The sequence below is a fragment of the Ruegeria sp. AF5 genome, from assembly GCF_056541905.1.
In genome coordinates, this window is record NZ_JBQFYZ010000002.1 from 114,802 (window position 1) to 131,358 (window position 16,557).

Annotated in this window: 17 protein-coding genes; 11 read left to right on the forward strand and 6 right to left on the reverse strand. The window is 57.4% G+C overall.

All coding sequences use genetic code 11. From position 1 onward, the window contains the following. Window positions 1-39: 39 nt before the first annotated feature. Window positions 40-468 (reverse strand): hypothetical protein, encoded by a 429-nt coding sequence (locus tag ACR0DS_RS04065; RefSeq protein ID WP_480616689.1) that lies wholly within the window; start codon window positions 466-468, stop codon window positions 40-42. Between ACR0DS_RS04065 and dusA the strand changes: the two genes are divergently transcribed. From dusA to ACR0DS_RS04085, 4 genes are read left to right on the forward strand one after another with little or no spacing between them, the layout of a single operon-like run. After that, window positions 430-1,380 carry a tRNA dihydrouridine(20/20a) synthase DusA gene (dusA, locus tag ACR0DS_RS04070; RefSeq protein WP_480558224.1) on the forward strand — a complete coding sequence of 317 codons (951 nt, stop codon included), beginning with the start codon at window positions 430-432 and terminating at the stop codon, window positions 1,378-1,380. The genes ACR0DS_RS04065 and dusA overlap by 39 nt on opposite strands. A gap of 18 nt (window positions 1,381-1,398) precedes the next feature. Further along, the gene (locus ACR0DS_RS04075) at window positions 1,399-2,223 is read left to right on the forward strand and encodes a sulfite exporter TauE/SafE family protein (RefSeq protein WP_480558222.1); all 825 of its coding nucleotides are present in this window, start codon (window positions 1,399-1,401) and stop codon (window positions 2,221-2,223) included. Further along, window positions 2,220-3,002, forward strand: a complete 783-nt coding sequence (locus tag ACR0DS_RS04080) for a hypothetical protein (RefSeq protein WP_480558220.1) — start codon at window positions 2,220-2,222, stop codon at window positions 3,000-3,002. Before ACR0DS_RS04075 ends, ACR0DS_RS04080 begins: the two co-directional genes overlap by 4 nt. A 36-nt stretch (window positions 3,003-3,038) precedes the next feature. Further along, window positions 3,039-3,767: a SpoIIAA family protein gene (locus ACR0DS_RS04085; RefSeq protein ID WP_480558218.1), complete on the forward strand. Its 729-nt coding sequence runs from the start codon at window positions 3,039-3,041 to the stop codon at window positions 3,765-3,767. A gap of 622 nt (window positions 3,768-4,389) precedes the next feature. Here the strand turns inward: ACR0DS_RS04085 and ACR0DS_RS04090 are convergent. Genes ACR0DS_RS04090 through ccmI form a run of 3 tightly spaced genes read right to left on the reverse strand, consistent with a single transcriptional unit; the run spans window position 4,390 to window position 6,323 of the window. Next, the gene (locus ACR0DS_RS04090; protein ID WP_209503450.1) at window positions 4,390-4,623 is read right to left on the reverse strand and encodes a DUF1289 domain-containing protein; all 234 of its coding nucleotides are present in this window, start codon (window positions 4,621-4,623) and stop codon (window positions 4,390-4,392) included. Between the two features lie 18 nt (window positions 4,624-4,641). Then, window positions 4,642-5,106 (reverse strand): Holliday junction resolvase RuvX, encoded by a 465-nt coding sequence (ruvX, locus tag ACR0DS_RS04095; RefSeq protein ID WP_267365234.1) that lies wholly within the window; start codon window positions 5,104-5,106, stop codon window positions 4,642-4,644. Further along, window positions 5,103-6,323 carry a c-type cytochrome biogenesis protein CcmI gene (gene ccmI, locus ACR0DS_RS04100; RefSeq protein ID WP_480558216.1) on the reverse strand — a complete coding sequence of 407 codons (1,221 nt, stop codon included), beginning with the start codon at window positions 6,321-6,323 and terminating at the stop codon, window positions 5,103-5,105. Before ccmI ends, ruvX begins: the two co-directional genes overlap by 4 nt. A gap of 176 nt (window positions 6,324-6,499) precedes the next feature. Between ccmI and ACR0DS_RS04105 the strand changes: the two genes are divergently transcribed. The 5 genes from ACR0DS_RS04105 to ACR0DS_RS04125 all read left to right on the forward strand — a co-directional run bounded on the left by ACR0DS_RS04105 (window position 6,500) and on the right by ACR0DS_RS04125 (window position 13,426). Continuing rightward, window positions 6,500-7,744, forward strand: a complete 1,245-nt coding sequence (locus tag ACR0DS_RS04105) for a sarcosine oxidase subunit beta family protein (RefSeq protein ID WP_480558214.1) — start codon at window positions 6,500-6,502, stop codon at window positions 7,742-7,744. Window positions 7,745-7,819: 75 nt separating this feature from the next. Next, entirely contained in the window at window positions 7,820-8,149 is a 330-nt protein-coding gene (locus tag ACR0DS_RS04110) for a sarcosine oxidase subunit delta (protein ID WP_480473438.1), read from the forward strand. Between the two features lie 67 nt (window positions 8,150-8,216). Next, window positions 8,217-11,231, forward strand: coding sequence for a sarcosine oxidase subunit alpha family protein (locus tag ACR0DS_RS04115; protein WP_480485225.1), 3,015 nt, complete (start codon window positions 8,217-8,219; stop codon window positions 11,229-11,231). After that, window positions 11,224-11,790, forward strand: coding sequence for a sarcosine oxidase subunit gamma (locus ACR0DS_RS04120; RefSeq protein WP_480480299.1), 567 nt, complete (start codon window positions 11,224-11,226; stop codon window positions 11,788-11,790). The genes ACR0DS_RS04115 and ACR0DS_RS04120 overlap by 8 nt, the downstream gene beginning before the upstream one ends. A 1,126-nt stretch (window positions 11,791-12,916) precedes the next feature. Then, the gene (locus ACR0DS_RS04125) at window positions 12,917-13,426 is read left to right on the forward strand and encodes a hypothetical protein (protein ID WP_480558212.1); all 510 of its coding nucleotides are present in this window, start codon (window positions 12,917-12,919) and stop codon (window positions 13,424-13,426) included. Between the two features lie 71 nt (window positions 13,427-13,497). Here the strand turns inward: ACR0DS_RS04125 and ACR0DS_RS04130 are convergent, their stop codons facing one another. Continuing rightward, the gene (locus tag ACR0DS_RS04130) at window positions 13,498-14,253 is read right to left on the reverse strand and encodes an FkbM family methyltransferase (RefSeq protein ID WP_480538155.1); all 756 of its coding nucleotides are present in this window, start codon (window positions 14,251-14,253) and stop codon (window positions 13,498-13,500) included. Window positions 14,254-14,353: 100 nt separating this feature from the next. Between ACR0DS_RS04130 and ACR0DS_RS04135 the strand changes: the two genes are divergently transcribed. Next, on the forward strand, window positions 14,354-14,953 hold the full coding sequence (locus ACR0DS_RS04135) for a superoxide dismutase (protein ID WP_170704218.1): 600 nt from the start codon (window positions 14,354-14,356) through the stop codon (window positions 14,951-14,953). A gap of 4 nt (window positions 14,954-14,957) precedes the next feature. Beyond that, window positions 14,958-15,836 (forward strand): metallophosphoesterase, encoded by an 879-nt coding sequence (locus tag ACR0DS_RS04140; RefSeq protein ID WP_480480305.1) that lies wholly within the window; start codon window positions 14,958-14,960, stop codon window positions 15,834-15,836. Window positions 15,837-15,940: 104 nt separating this feature from the next. Here ACR0DS_RS04140 and ACR0DS_RS04145 read toward each other — a convergent pair whose 3' ends face one another. Further along, complete coding sequence (locus tag ACR0DS_RS04145) at window positions 15,941-16,492, reverse strand: LOG family protein (protein WP_267366848.1); 552 nt, start codon at window positions 16,490-16,492, stop codon at window positions 15,941-15,943. Between the last annotated feature and the right edge of the window lie 65 nt (window positions 16,493-16,557).

The following is a 16,557-nucleotide window of genomic DNA, read 5'->3' on the forward strand; positions in this document are numbered from 1 at the left end:
TGATGTACTTCAATGGATCAGATTTGTCACCAAATTTGATCAAATTTTGATATTTGGGACAGATGTGACTGCTCGGCATAGTTTTTGGGCGAGTACGAAATTGGTCTTGCGGACAAAGCTCGCGCCTTGCGTTTCCTTCAGTGAAAACATCACGGAAACATCTGTTAAGCCATTGATCATATTATCCAATGGCGTTGTCTGCGGCAAGTCAGGGAGCGGCTGGATTTTCCCAGTGTTGAAAGCGCGGCGATCGGATTTGATACGACGTCCGAACCCGCAAATCAGCTTCGTTTGCCCAGTCCTCAAGAATTGGCTTATTTTGGCGATTTTTCTATGATAGCTGCGGGTTTCGTATTCTTGAGGATGGTTGAGTTGACTGCACGTGGAAGAGATAATATTCAACACCATGCTACTCTGAGCATTGCCCCCATGATGGATTGGACCGACCGCCACTGTCGGTATTTTCATCGGCGGCTTAGCACGGAAACCTTGCTGTATACCGAGATGGTAACGGCACCGGCGCTTGTCCGAGGAGGGGCGCTGCATCTGTTGGATCATTCACCGCAGGAACATCCCGTGGCTTTACAGCTGGGCGGGTCCGATCCAGAGGAGCTGGCGCAAGCGGCGAGATTGGGTGCAGATGCAGGATATGATGAGATCAATCTGAACTGTGGATGCCCGTCGGACAGGGTGCAGTCTGGTACTTTCGGGGCGGTTCTGATGAAATATCCGGCGCGGGTTGCAGAATGCGTCGCAGCAATGCGCGACGCGGTAAATGTGGATGTCACGGTCAAATGCCGCATCGGCGTGGATGATCAAGAGCCCGAAGAAGTTCTGCCTGCGTTTCTTGAGCAGATCAGTGCGGCAGGTTGTCAAAGAGTAACGATCCATGCGCGCAAGGCGTGGTTGCAGGGGTTGAGCCCCAAGGAAAACCGCGATGTTCCACCGCTCGACTATGACCTTGTGCATCGGATGAAAGCCGCGTTTGCGGATCTGCATATATCGATCAACGGTGGTATCGCCAGTTTGGACGAAGCAGCAGCACATCTGGACGCGGGTCTTGACGGTGTCATGATTGGTCGGGCGGCCTATCATCAGCCCGGTGATATCCTGGCAGATGCTGACCGGCGCATATTTGGCGTTGGAACCGTTCGCGATCCGATGACGGTTGTTCAAGAAATGGTGCCCTATGTTGAGGGGCACCTTGCCAATGGCGGGCGTTTGCACCAGATCACGCGGCATATGCTGGGTCTCTTTGCGGGGCGTCCCGGTGCGCGGGCATGGCGGCGCGCCTTGTCCGAAGGGGCCGTGCATGAAGGGGCCGGGCCAGAAGTCATGCTACAGGCCCTGAACCACATAGCGCCGATGGTCGAGGTTTAGACGGCAAAAGGGGGGACGATGCCCGAGACAATTTTGCTGGCCCAGATGATGGGCCTTTTGCTTGTGATCGGCGCGCTGGCCGGTGTGCTTGCCGGGCTGTTGGGAGTGGGCGGCGGTATCGTGCTGGTCCCCGCGTTCTTCTATGCGTTTCAAACGCTTGGCTATGGCGGTCCGCAATTGATGCAGCTCTGTCTGGCGACGTCGCTGGCCACGATCATTGTAACGTCTATGCGGTCGGTTCTTGCCCACAACAAGAAGGGCGCGGTGGATTGGGATATCCTGCGCGGTTGGGGTCCGGGTATTGTCGTCGGCGCAATTGTCGGAGTGCTGGTCGCATCGGCCCTGCGGACCGAGGCTTTGCAGGCACTGTTCGGAATTCTGGGCATGGTGATCGGTGCCTATCTTGGGTTGGGTCGCGCAGAATGGCGGTTGGGCGACGCAATGCCCGGCGGTATCAAACGGGCCGTCCTGTCCCCACTGGTCGGGTTTCTTTCCGTTCTGATGGGCATCGGCGGTGGCAGTTTCGGTGTGCCGCTGATGAGCCTCTATAACACCCCTATCCACCGCGCGGTCGCTACCGCTGCCGGGTTTGGGGTGATCATTGCCGTACCGTCGGTCATTGGGTTCTTGTTTGTGGATATCGCGCCCGGGCATCGACCCCCGTTGACCATTGGCACGGTTAATCTTGTGGCCTTCGGGATCGTTGTTGCAATGACAATGGTTACCGCGCCCTGGGGGGTAAAGCTGGCCCATGCGATGAACCCAAAACCGTTGAAACGTGTCTTCGCCGTGTTCCTGACGCTGGTCGCGCTGAATATGCTGCGCAAGGCCGTGGGCTTATGAGCGATTTTTTGGCCCGGGGCTGGGTGAAATTCCCGTACGACCCGGTGCTGGCCGAATGGGTGGACCACGCCTTGCCTGCCGCACAGACGTCTGCAACGGACCCGGCCCATGCGGAATGGTTGGATTGTGAAGGGACGTGGTTCATCGGTGTCGACGCACTGCCCAATGACACGAAGGGCAGGGTCGGGCAGTCCGGGCCTCTGACCGGAAAGGCCATGGCGTTCATCGACAAGCACTTTGAAGATTTACCGCTGCACAAGGGGCAGGTTTCGGTTGTTTATCCGGGTTATCCGCGCCCGCGCCGGGGCGAGAATGAAGCGGCCACCCGGTACCGTCGAAACAGGGATGCGGCCCATGTGGACGGTTTGCGCCCGACAGGACCGGATCGCCGCCGCCGGGTTGATGAACCTCATGCCTGGATTCTGGGCATTCCACTGACCGAGGCCAGCGCAGACGCGTCTCCGATGGTGGTGTGGGACGGCAGTCATCACATTCTGCGGTCCGCGTTCAGGCAGGCGCTTGAAGGGATGCCGCCTGAGGTCCTGCACGACGTTGACATAACGGACATCTACCAATCCGCCCGTCGCGAGGTGTTTGCGACCTGCCCAAGGATCGAGGTGCCTGCAAAGCCGGGAGAGGCCTATCTGCTGCACCGCCATTGCCTGCACGGGGTTGCACCTTGGGCCGCAGGGGCGACGGCGGGGCAGGATGGTCGAATGATCGCCTATTTCCGCCCCGAATGCTCCGGTGGAGTAGCCGAATGGATCGAATCCGCCTAACGTCCTGTCATTATTTGGCTTTGGAGGTTTTGACCGATGATGACGGTTCATACGAATTCTGACGGTGCACTCATGGAAGTCGAGTTGTCGGGGCAAGTGACCAGCGCCGATTACGCCAATACTCTGGTTCCCGCGATCGAGGCTGCGCTGACCGAACATGACACGGTTCGGCTGCTGGCGATAATACAACCTGAATTCCAGGGGTACGATCTGGGCGCGGCCTGGTCCGACACCAAGCTGGGGTTAAGCCATTGGCGCGGGTTCGACCGGATCGCTGTTGTGGCGGATCAGGGCTGGGTGCAAACAAGCGTTCGTCTGGCGGCCCCCATTCTGCCCTGTCCGGTTCAGGTGTTCGATCTGACCGAGCTTGAGGCGGCCCGACGCTGGATGCGTGAGTCCCTGGGATCGATCCACGTGACTGACCTGAGCGGCCCATGTGTTCAGATCAGCCTATTGGGCAAGCTGGACCCTGAATGGTACAAACAGGCAGAACGTGATCTGGATGCATTGTTACAGGACCGGCCAGGGTTTCGCCTGCTGATAGACCTCAGGGAGTTTGACGGCTGGCAAGGGCTGTCAGCGCTTGCGGCGCATTTTCGGTTGGCCAGCCGGCACATCGGACAACTGGACCGAGCTGCCATCGTTGGGGACAAAAGCTGGCAGCGTATGGCGCAGAAGGTCGCGAGCCACGTGTTAGGGACCAGGACTCAGTTTTTCCCGTCTGAAGAATACGACAACGCCAGGGCATGGCTTGCCGCCGGATAAAACCCTCGACTGTGAAACGCCTGAGCAGGCATCACCCAATCGGTCAAGGTCCGTGACGCAGTCACTGATCCGGTTGTGCGATGTCAGGCATGATTCGGCTACTGACCGCGGATTTTCACAGCTTCAGCCCCAACTTTCCCAGTCTTGGCAAAGTCGGATCGAAAAGTGACGTAAGGAAATTATGTGCTTTTGTGAGTTTTTCTTGATTGAGGCGTCAATAACGATCAAACGCCGCGTGTTTTCCCCCTACTTGTGACGGGAAATACCTTTAGCCACACCCTGTCGCTGCGGGTTACCACTCACGTTGAACCACAATGTTCAAGAGCTGGACCCCCTCGGAGCTCGAACTCGACCCGCAGTGGCACGGTTACTGGAAACGGGACGTCCGCAATGCCACTTAAGACTTTGATCGGAAGACTCACTAATACCAGAAAGACCAAACGTGCGGCTGACGTGCTGCAATCAGAATGCGTGCGCAATGATGATCGGCGGTCCAAAACCAGCCAATCCGAGATTGCGCTTCTGTTTCAGAAAGAATTACGGGGCACCGCGCCGAACGCACCTATCCCGAGACGGGTCACACAGCCGGCAGAAATGTCATCAAAACGTCTACGCTGATCGGTCAGGAGCCATTCATGCGAGCGGCACGCCCGCCGCGCCGCTTGCTGAGCCGCGGTTTACGAGACGGCAGGTCGTTCATGATTTCAGCGCGTTCGCTGCTGTCCATCCTGGACCAGCGAGAGATCTCGTCAATCGTGCGGTAACATCCGGTGCAGATACGCTCGGCCGGGTGGACAACACAAATCTGGACACAAGGGCTTTCGACCTCATTGCGCTTCCAAACCATGTTCGTCATCGATCGGTCTCCGACCTGTTACAAAAAGCGCAGCCTGTCCAGCGCTCCCTGCAAGATATAACCTGCTGCAACGTGATCAATAACCTGTCCGCGACGTTTTCGTGACGTATCCGCCTCAAGCAGTGCTTTTTCTGCCGCAACCGTACTCAGCCGTTCATCCCAGAATCCGATAGGTAATTCCGTCAGACGGGACAGGTTTCGCGCAAATGCCCGCGTAGATTGGCAGCGCGGCCCCTCTGTGCCATCCATGTTTTTGGGAAGACCCAACAGAATGCCGCCAATCTCGCGATCCGTAGCAATTTCAATCAACCGGGCGGAATCGAGTGTGAATTTCTTGCGCCTTACAGTCTCCAACGGGCTGGCCACGCCCCGCATCCGGTCGGAAACTGCGACACCGATGGTCTTTTCGCCCAGATCCAGCCCAATCAGCGCTTGCATCGGGGGCAGCGCCTTGGCGAAGTCTTCGAAAACGTCGTGGATCATTTCGCAATCCCTGCTTGCAGGGCTGCGGCATCAATGATCTGCAAGGCCTCGGTGTTTCCGGCAAACACCTCCAGCGCCTCATTGTGGATATCCATGGCCCGTTGGCCCTGACCCAGAACACCCAGTGCGGCGATCAAACGAGCCCATTCCTCGGGTGCGCCGCCTTCTGTCGCCAGGCGGTCGGACAACTGATCCACCATTCCCTGAATCATCTGCTGCCGTTCCTCGGGGCTCATTTCCGCTGCTGCGGCCATGTCTTCGCGACTTGGGCCGGACGGTGCGCTCATGTCCGGTGCATTGAAAACCCCTGCCCGAAAGGCCAACTCATCAATCTGATCCCGGATCGCACCTGCCCATGGTGCGCCTGTTGGGGCTTCCCTCAGCGTTTCAACCCAAATGCGGTAGGCAAGGTCTGGTCGTCCGGTCTGAACCAGCATTTGCCCCCAGTAATACCGGGCCGGACCGTGATGAGGATCGCGTTTCAAAGCTTCGGCAAGGGCCTGTTCAGCTTCGGGCGACACATATCCACCCGCAGCCAGGATCATCATCTCGGCAAAATCCGCGTAATGCTCGGCTGTGGCTGCGTCGCTTGACAGTTCGATCACCCTTTGTTGCGCGGTATATCCGTCCTTGAAGTTCCCTGAATTGGTCTCATGCTGCGCCAAAAGCATCTGCCCCTGCAAATCATCCGGGCGGGCCGCAACGGTCTCTCGCAACTGCTTGAGAAGGGACGCGTAATTTTCGTCAAGCTGCGCCGCTTGAGGTGGGGTTGCCAGTTCTTCTGCGGCGCTCTGGGACGGACGATTGGCGTGCACCTCCTCGGCCAGTTCCAGCCGCGCGGTCAGGGGCATATCGGGCAACCCGACGGCACCAATACGATGATACATCGCCATCGCGCCCCCGATGATGATCAGCATGACAACCGGGATTGTCACAATCGAGACGGTCCGAGATGGCCCGGCACCCGAGCCACCCTTTTTCATCTGTTCGTCAGCGGCAAGAATTCGTCGGGAGATTTCGGTGCGGACCCGTTCCGCATCTGCCTCACCAATCACCCCGCGCGCCAGATCCCGGTCCACACCGGTCAGCTGTTCGCGATACACCCGCAGATCGTACGCCGCCGCAGGTTCATCCCCGCGGCGTTTGCGCAGCAATGTGAAGCTCAGAAATGCCGCAATCAGAAGCGCGACAAGAAAAATCAGAACCCAGAACGTCATGGCCCCTCCGAAGATACTGCCCTGACTTAGACCTGTGGGGCGTCCGACAAAAGGGACAAATGGCCGCGAATGAACGACATGTCGCAATAGTGCGATATTGCGGCGTTGCGCGGCGCGGTTAAACTGTCACCGCGCGGCATATCTGCGCGCAATCACCGAACCGGATGGATTCGCTTATGAAACACTACTCAGCCTTTGCTGTCGCGCGGGAGGCCCTGCGCTATCACACCGGATGGGAACGCGCCTGGCGTTCGCCCGAGCCCAAGAAACGTTATGACGTCATCATCATCGGTGCTGGCGGGCATGGTCTTGCGACCGCGTATTACCTTGGCAAGAACTACGGCATTCAGAATGTCGCGGTGATCGAAAAAGGCTGGCTGGGTGGTGGTAACACGGGTCGAAACACAACGATCATCCGTTCGAACTACCTGCAGGATCCTTCAGCGGCGATCTACGAGAAAGCACGTGGCCTTTATGAGGATCTGAGCCAGGATCTGAACTACAACATCATGTTCAGCCCGCGTGGCGTGATCATGCTGGCGCAGACCCAGCATGAGATTCGCGGCTATCAGCGCACGGCCCATGCAAACGCCCTTCAAGGTGTGAAGACCGAATGGATCGGACCCGAACGCGTCAAGCAACTTGTGCCTATCATCAATCTGGACGGTCCCCGCTATCCGGTTCTGGGCGGGCTCTGGCAGGAACGCGGGGGCACTGCGCGTCACGATGCCGTGGCGTGGGGCTATGCGCGCGCCTGTTCGGCGATGGGTATGGATATCATCCAACAATGCGAGGTCACGGGTGTCCGATCGCAGGATGGCCGTGCCGTCGGTGTAGACACCACCAAGGGTGCCATCGATTGTGACAAGCTGGGTATCGTCGTTGCGGGCCACTCCGGTCAACTGGCCGAGATGGCTGGTTTCCGTCTCCCGCTGGAGGCCGTCGCATTGCAGGCACTGGTATCCGAACCCATCAAACCCTGCATGGACGTGGTCGTGATGGCCAACACCGTTCACGGCTACATGTCGCAGTCTGACAAGGGTGAGATGGTGATCGGTGGTGGTACCGACGGGTTCAACAACTTCACCCAACGTGGCAGCTTCCATCATATCGAGGAAACCGTCCGCGCCTTGGTCGAAACCTTCCCGATGATCTCGCGCCTGAAGATGCTGCGCCAGTGGGGTGGGATTGTGGACATGACCGGTGACCGCTCGCCTATCCTGTCGAAAACTCCGCTGCAGGGCTGCTTTATCAATGGGGGCTGGGGCACCGGCGGCTTTAAGGCAATCCCGGGCTCGGGCTGGGGCATGGCGCAGCTGATGGCCACAGGTCATTCACCTTTGACCGAGGCCTTCTCGCTGGACCGCTTCAAGGAAGGCCGCTTCATCGACGAAAGCGTGGCCGCCGGGGTGGCCCACTGAAGGTGGGTCCGAGGTTGCCAAGAAACAGAATTCTGGTTGGCCGCTGCGCCAACCAACCGCCAAAAGGATGACAACATGCTGATCCTGAATTGCCCTTACTGCGGCGTTGATGCCGAAGAAACAGAACTGGCCGCCGGTGGCGAGGCGCATCTGAAGCGTTTTGGTCCCGGCTCGTCGGATGACGAGTTCCACGACTACCTGTTCATGCGCGAAAACCCCAAAGGCGTGCACTTTGAACGTTGGCGCCATGCCAATGGCTGTGGCAAGTGGTTTCACGCGGCGCGCTGCACAAGCACGCTAGAAGTGTTCGGCACTTACACGGCTCAGACCTCCGAGCCACCGCAGGACATCAAAGAGGCCATCGCCGCAAAGCGCCCTGGATGGACCTGGAGAGAGTTCTCCTGATGCTTCATCTTTTCACAAATACTCCCGCCGGAGGCTCCGACGCCTCCACCCGCGAAAGGTCCGCACAATGAGCACCCGTCTCGCAAAACAAGGCCGGCTGATTGACCGGTCGAAAAAGGTCACGTTTACCTTCAACGGCACGTCGATGCAGGGCTATGAGGGCGACACGCTTGCCTCGGCGCTGCTGGCCAACGATCAGATGATGATGGGCCGGTCGTTCAAATACCACCGCCCCCGCGGCGTTGTCGCCAGCGGTGCGGAAGAACCAAACGCTCTGGTCGGGCTGGGGCAGGGCAACCGGTTTGAACCGAACCAGCGCGCCACCACGACCGAGCTGTTCAACGGCCTGACTGCGATTTCGCAAAACCATTGGCCAAGCCTTGAACACGACATCGGCGCGGTGAATACGGCATTCGCCCGGTTCCTGCCGGCTGGCTTCTACTACAAGACGTTCATCCACCCCAAACCGTTCTGGAAGCACGTCTACGAGCCGTTCATCCGTCAGTCTGCCGGTCTGGGCAAAGCGCCCGACAAGGACAGCCGCGATGCCGATACCTATGAGCACTTCTATGCCTTCACCGATGTTCTGGTCATCGGTGGCGGTGTGGCTGGCCTACAGTCGGCAAAGGCGGCGGCAGCTTCGGGTGCCAAGGTTCTGCTGATTGAGCAGAGCGCACATTGGGGCGGTCGCGCTCCGGTTGACGGCGGCACAGTCAATGATGAGCCTGTGGATAAGTTCGTGGAGCAATTGGTTTCCGAACTCGAAACAATGGACAACGTCACCATGCGCTCTCGCTGCATGGGCGCGGGTGTTTATGACCATGGTTACGTTCTGGGTTATGAACGCCTGACAGACCACACGCCGGGCGTGCAAGGCCCGCGCCACCGCCTCTGGCGTATCCGCGCCAAGCAAATTGTGACTGCAACCGGCGCAATTGAACGCCCGTTGTCCTTTGCAGGTAACGATGTTCCGGGTGTGATGCTGGCTTCGGCCATGCGCGATTATGCCGTGAACTGGGGTGTCACCTCGGGCGAACGTGTCATCGTCGCCACCAACAATGACGACGCCTATCGCACCGCGATTACGCTGAAGCAAGCGGGTGTGGATGTTTTGCGTATTGTTGACGCACGGGCAACGGCTGGACCTTTGGCAGAGGAAGCCCGCCAGTTGGGTATCCGCGTTGATCCGGGCAAGGCCATTGCCAAGGTCAAGGGCGGCAAGCGCGTCAAAAAAGTCGCCATCTGCAACCAGGAAGGTGTTGGAGGCGCTCGTGAAGAGGTTGAAGCAGATGCAGTGGCCATGTCGGGCGGCTGGTCGCCGGTCGTTCATATGTGGTCTCATTGCGGTGGCAAGCTGACCTGGGATGACGCGAATGCCTTTTTCCGCCCCGATCCCTCGCGCCCGCCGCTGGGCGCAAATGGCGAAGGTTTTGTTCTGGCCGCCGGGGCATCGAATGGCGCGTTGGCGCTGGGCGATGTTCTGACTGACGCCCACACTGTAGGAAAAGCAGCAGCCAAGGCGGCCGGATTTAAGCCCAAAAACATCAAGGCTCCGGTTGGCGAAACCACTGCAGAAGCTCCTATGGAGGCTGTCTGGCTGATGCCAGCAAACGCAGAAATCCAGCTGCGCATGAAATCCTGGCTCGACTTCCAGAATGACGTCAAAGTCTCGGACGTCCAACTGGCTGCGCGCGAGGGCTATGAGAGCGTTGAGCACACCAAGCGTTACACCACACTTGGTATGGCGACGGATCAGGGTAAGTTGAGCAACATCAATGGCTTGGCGATCCTCGCTGATGCGCTGGAGTCCGAAATCCCGAAGGTCGGCACCACGACCTTCCGCCCGCCTTATACACCCATCTCGATGGGCGCGATCGGCGGTGAAGCGCGGGGTGAAGTGTTCCAGCCGATCCGTCAGACCCCAATGCACAACTGGCACGACAAGAACGGCGCGGACTGGGAGCCGGTCGGCCACTGGCGCCGGACCTACGCCTATGTCCGTCCTGGTGAATCCGTGCATGACGCCGTGAACCGTGAGGTGAAGAACACCCGCGAAAACCTTGGCCTGCTGGACGCCTCGACGCTGGGCAAGCTGATCGTCAAAGGCCCCGACGCTGGCAAGTTTCTGGACATGTTGTACACCAACATGATGTCCACGCTGAAGGTCGGAAAATGCCGCTATGGCCTGATGTGCTCGGAAAACGGCTTTCTGATCGACGACGGCGTGGTCGCACGCATCGATGAGGACACATGGCTGTGCCACACCACCACCGGCGGTGCCGAGCGTATCCATGGTCACATGGAAGAATGGCTACAAACCGAATGGTGGGACTGGAAAGTCTATGTCGCCAACGTGACCGAGCAATATGCTCAGGTCGCTGTAGTCGGCCCCAATGCCCGTAAGGTTCTTGAAAAGCTGGGCGGCATGGATGTCAGCCGCGAGGCGCTGCCCTTCATGGAATGGCGCGATGGCAAGATCGGCGCGTTCGACTGCCGCGCCTATCGCATCTCGTTCTCGGGCGAGTTGTCCTACGAGATCGCCGTTCCCGCCTCGCAGGGTCAGGCGTTCTGGGATGCCCTGATGGAAGCAGGCAAGGAATTCGGTGTGATGCCTTATGGCACAGAATGTCTGCACATTCTTCGGGCCGAGAAGGGCTTTATCATGATCGGCGACGAGACCGACGGCACCGTGATCCCGCAGGATCTTGGGCTGCACTGGGCGCTGTCGAAAAAGAAAGAGGACTACCTCGGTAAACGCGCCCATTTGCGCAGCCATATGGCGGACCCCGAGCGCTGGAAACTGGTTGGGCTTGAGACTGTGGATGGTTCTGTTCTGCCTGATGGCGCATATGCAGTGGGCGAGGGTGTGAATGCCAATGGTCAGCGCAATATGATCGGGCGGGTCACCTCGACCTATTACTCGGCCAACCTCGGTAAAGGGATCGCTATGGGCCTGATCAAGCACGGCCCGGACCGGATGGGCGACGTGGTCGAGTTCCCGGGCACCGACGGCAAAACCTACAAAGCCAAGATCGTGGACCCGATCTTCTTCGATAAGGACGGGGAGAAGCAGAATGTCTGAACCTATCAGCGCATTGAACCACGCCAGCTATGATGGCATCGCTAATGTCAGGGAATGTGGCCTGCAAGGCATGATCACCCTGCGCGGTGACTTGTCCGACAAAAGCCTCGCCAAGGCCGTCAAGGACGCGACTGGGCAGAACGTACCCGGTCAGCGCGAGGCGCTGGTCAGCGGCGATACCGGCGTATGCTGGATGTCACCGGACGAGCTGCTGGTGCTGGTCCCTTATGCCGAGGTCGAGGCCAAACTGGCCGCAATTATCAAAGCTTTGGGAAAAACTCACGCACTGGCCGTCAACGTCTCGGATGCCCGCGCGGTCTTCACAATATCAGGCGCCAGCGCACGAGAAGTGTTGGGCAAAGTCGCTCCGGTTGATCTGTCGGCCGAGGCCTTCCAACTCGGCCAAATCCGCCGTTCGCGCCTGGCGCAAGTGGCAGGTGCGTTCTGGATGGACGATGCCGAAACTTTCCGCGTGGTCTGCTTCCGTTCGGCTGCGGATTACGTTTTCAAACTGCTGAAGGTTGCGGCGCAACCGGGCAGTGAGGTTGGCGTTTACTGACCTGTCTACACATCTGACGTTTTATTCGATGGCCGCCTCGTCCTGGACAGGCGGCCATCGAATTTTGTGCTGCTGCAAAGCGATTTGAGTGTGGGACACACAACAGGGTCTGTCGAGAATTTCGTTGCGCGATTTCTCCTGTTGCGGGAGCGGTGTGATTGGGCTAACGATCACCAAAAGGCTGAAAAATAAGAACTTTATTATGAATTTCTTTAGACTAATCGCAAGCGGCTTAATTGCTATTTCAACTATACCTAATGTGGCCATAGCCGAGACTTATTCAGAGACATTTGAGTGTGTTTTTGCCAAAGGCCTGGCAAATCGGCCAACTCCGACCCGCGTTGTTTTTTCAGTTGACGTGTACGGGCGCCAGGCGTTGCTCCACGAAGTTGAAATGCGGGGTATAGACACGCCGAAAAGATCGGCTTCTATCAACAGAAACAGCTTTCGGGTACTTTCGATCAGTTGGCCGGGCGACGCCTATACGTTTTCACGAACTGGCAGACGAACCAGAAGCGGTGACCCTCGCAGGATGGTTCTTGATTTAGGGCGCCAAGAGTTTTCGATTTTCCTGAATCGCGAAACAATGAAGGCAATAGCCAGCTCGAATTCGGATGTACAATCTTCACATGACGGAAACGCAAACGGGATCTGCGTTGAGATACCATTCCAAAGGTAAGGAAAGAGCGGAGTAATACTTTGAAAAAGATAGCATTTGCATTGACGCTTGGACTGTTGTCCACACCTGTTGTTTCAGCTTCTCAAACCTTTACAGAGACGTATGAGTGCAAGTTTGGCCATGGCCTTGTCAACAAACCGACTCCCGAATTCCTTGTGTTTTCGGTCGATGAATATGGTCGTTCCGCCTATATCCATGAGATCGAGATGCCAGATATCGATACACAGCCAGGACCAGCCAGGGTCAAGCGCGACAGTATTCGAAACTTGTCGGTTGCCTGGGTCGGTCGAGACTATGTCTATTCTGCGACTGGCAGAAGCTACGCGTCGAACGAGTCGCGTATTGACGCGATCGATCTACTCAATCACGAGTTCACAGTGTTTCTGGACCGCCGAACTTTGAAGGCGACCACACGATCAACCTCACACAGTGCGTACCTGCCGCGAGATGGTTTTGCCCGAGGAAAATGCAAACAGATACCCACACCATCCAGTTGACAAAAAGGTGCTGAAAATGAAAAGAAAATTTCTTGCTATTGGTTTTTCTGTATTGGCCGCTGCCGCGCAAGCCGAAGTTGCGAACTATATGTGTGAGCTTCATAGTATGGAAGCTCGGGGGTGGATCCCGCCCGAGGTTTGGCTGAGTGTTGATGCTGAAAACAAGCGTGCTCGGGCTTATGATTGGGTGATCGGCGAAGACAACAGATCGGCGGGTAGGAACGAACAGCAACCCAAGGACACCAAGTTCAAGGTCAACCGACGCGGTGAATACCAGATGAATTGGCGGGTCAGCCTCATGGCGAACTCGGGCGGTCAAGTGCGTGTGTCCTACACCGCAATGATGAACCCGCAAACGAATGAGTTCGAGATGATTGCGCGTTTTCCGCAGGCGAATGTAACTAACCGGCCAAGCGGTGTCGGACGCTGCAAAGCGGTCAATACCCACACGCTATACTGATATTCGGATCGCGGAAGGGGGGAGCGTTTCGCGCGTTCTTCCCAATCCGCAGACAGCTGTTTCTGATCGTACTAGGACGTGAAAAGATAGGTCTGGAAGCGGGTCAAGGCACCCTCATCCGTCATCGAGTGATCTGACGCAGCACCTTCCCGCTGGCATGTATCGTAAAACGACAATAGGTCGGCCAGATGCTTCATTCTGTCGGCTCGGTCTTCCTCATTCAGTAGTGGCGCATGTGTTGACAGCAGCAATGGGGGACGATGCTGTTTGAGCCAGGGTATTAGCGTGGGAAGTACAAAAAACTCCGCCCCTTCAATGTCCATTTTGACCAGTGAAACCTTCGACAGATCACAGGTCGACTGGAACTGCTCCCATGTAATCGTCAGCGCGTCATTCCCATGGGCTTCATTGTGCAGCAGGGATGTGGTCGAATCCCCGGGCTCACCCCAGACCGACGCCATGCGGGCCACGCCGAACTTGTCAGACAAAGCGACCCCGAAGGCTGAGACATTCCTGATCTGGTTCAGGTCCAGATTCCACGCCAGAAATCGATAGGCCGAAGGATCTGGCTCAAAACACCAGACATGGCGAGCCTTGCGCGCGCCGTATAAAACGGTCGGTCCGATCCATGCGCCGATATCCAGGTAATCGCTTTCAGGCGAAAGATACCGGTCGAGAACAGCAAAGGTTTCAGGCTCCCACTGGCCTGTGGAGGCTTTGCGCCAGAACTTTGAGTGATAAGGGTCCAGACGAAACGGCTCACCGTTCAGGTTGCCCGCATAGTAACCGCGGGCGCGGTAGAACATCTTGCGCGCCTGTGTCAGCATCGCCTGCCTCCGGGTTTTCTTGTCTCGGCCCTTGACCTGCGGCGGCTGCCAAAGCATTTAACCTTGGGAACCGCAACTCAAATTTATACAGGGGGCCGACATGGCTTTTGAACTTCCTGATCTTCCTTATGCACATGACGCGCTGGCAGCCAAGGGTATGTCCGCGGAAACACTGGAATATCACCACGATCTGCACCACAAAGCCTATGTCGACAATGGCAATAAACTGATCGCCGGCACCGAATGGGACGGCAAGTCGCTGGAAGAGATCATCGTTGGCACCTACGACGCAAATGCCGTCGCGCAGAACGGTATCTTCAACAACATCAGCCAGCTGTGGAACCACAACCAGTTCTGGGAAATGATGGGCCCCGGCGACAACGCCATGCCCGGTGAGCTTGAGAAAGCTCTGACCGAAAGCTTTGGTTCGGTCGACGAATTCAAATCGCAGTTCAGCGCCGCTGGTGCCGGTCAGTTCGGCTCGGGCTGGGCGTGGCTGGTCAAGAACGCGGATGGTTCGCTGGCCGTGACAAAGACCGAAAACGGCGTGAATCCGCTGTGCTTTGGTCAGACTGCGCTGCTGGGTTGTGACGTTTGGGAACACTCATACTACATCGACTTCCGCAACAAACGTCCGGCTTATCTGTCGAACTTCCTCGACAATCTGGTGAACTGGGAGAACGTCGCGTCGCGGATGTAAGTCATTGAACCGACGCCGGTTTATCAAGGGCCTGCTGGCGGTGACGCTGGCAGGCCTAATCACATCAGTCTACGGGTTTTTCATCGAACCCGCCCTGCGGCTGCGCGTGCGAAAATGGCGCGTCCGGCGGGAGGATTGGACTGCGCCGCCGCTCAGGATTGCCGTACTGGCAGATTTGCATCTGGGCGAACCTTTGGTCGGGCTGGACCGAATAAAACAGGTGGTACGGCGTACGAATGCGCTTGCGCCGGATATGATCCTGCTGCTGGGTGATTTCTTCGCAAGCCACAAAGGCGTTTTGCGTCCTGTCGAAATGAAAGATCTGGCACCGGTTCTTGCCAACCTTGAGGCCAAGAACGGTGTCTTTGCTGTACTTGGCAATCACGACTGGTGGGATGACCGGCAGGCGCAGCGCCGTGGTGCTGGCCCCAACCAATATGTCGATGCGCTGGAGCAGAGCGGAATTACGGTTTTGTCGAATACCGCCATCAAGCTAGAAGCTCTTGGTTTCTGGTTGGCGGGTCTTGAAGACCAGCTTGCGATCTGGCGCAACGGTAAACCGCAGGGGCTGGATGATCTGTCGGGGACACTGGCGCAAATCACCGATGATGCCCCGGTTGTGATGATGGCGCATGAGCCCGACATCTTCCCTCAAGTGCCCGACAGGGTGGCTTTGACGCTATCCGGTCATACGCATGGCGGTCAGATTCGTCTGTTTGGCTGGTCGCCGATCGTGCCCTCCAAATACGGCAACAGATATGCCTATGGGCATGTGCGCGAAGGCGGGCGTGATCTGGTTGTGTCCGGCGGCATTGGATGTTCCATCCTTCCGGTTCGATTTGGTGTAACCCCCGAGATCACGGTTATCGAACTGTCTGCCTAAAGACCTGAGGCTTCACCAAATCGACCAGCCCAATGTCTTGCCCGCATATGTGCGGCAACGATGCACAGCTGCGTTCGGTCAGACACTTTCGCGACCTGCCGGGTTTACCGCAGCTTATCGCGCAGGGCCGTCATTGCTGTTTCTGCATCTTCAGCCCAAATGACAAAGTCACCCAGTGATCGATCTGCAAAGCCTTGCCCGATCACCTGATGCAACAGGGTTTTCAACGCATCCCAATAGCCGTTCACATTGACGATGACGATGGGTTTGTCGTGCAGGCCCAGCTGCCGCCAGGTCAGCGCTTCAAAAAGCTCGTCCAGTGATCCCGGCCCGCCGGGCAGAACAACGACGGCGTCAGCATTCATGATCATGACCTTTTTCCGCTCGTGCATGGTTTCGGTGATCACGAAATGGGTCAGGTCGGTCTTGCCGACCTCTCGTTTGACCAGATGCACCGGAATGACACCAAAGGTCTCGCCACCGGCTTGTTGCGCGGCCCGGGCGACTTCGCCCATCAGCCCGACATCTCCGGCACCGTAAACCAGCCGCCAGCCTTCCTGCGCAAGCAGGCTGCCAAACTGTCGTGCGGTTTCAGAATAAGCTTTCTCGGCCCCATTGCGTGACCCGCAATACACACAGACGGATTTCTGAGACATGAAAGAGACGCTCCGGGGTTGTGTCAGAGGTTTTGACCCCTGATAGCGGGATTGATAGATTGGCT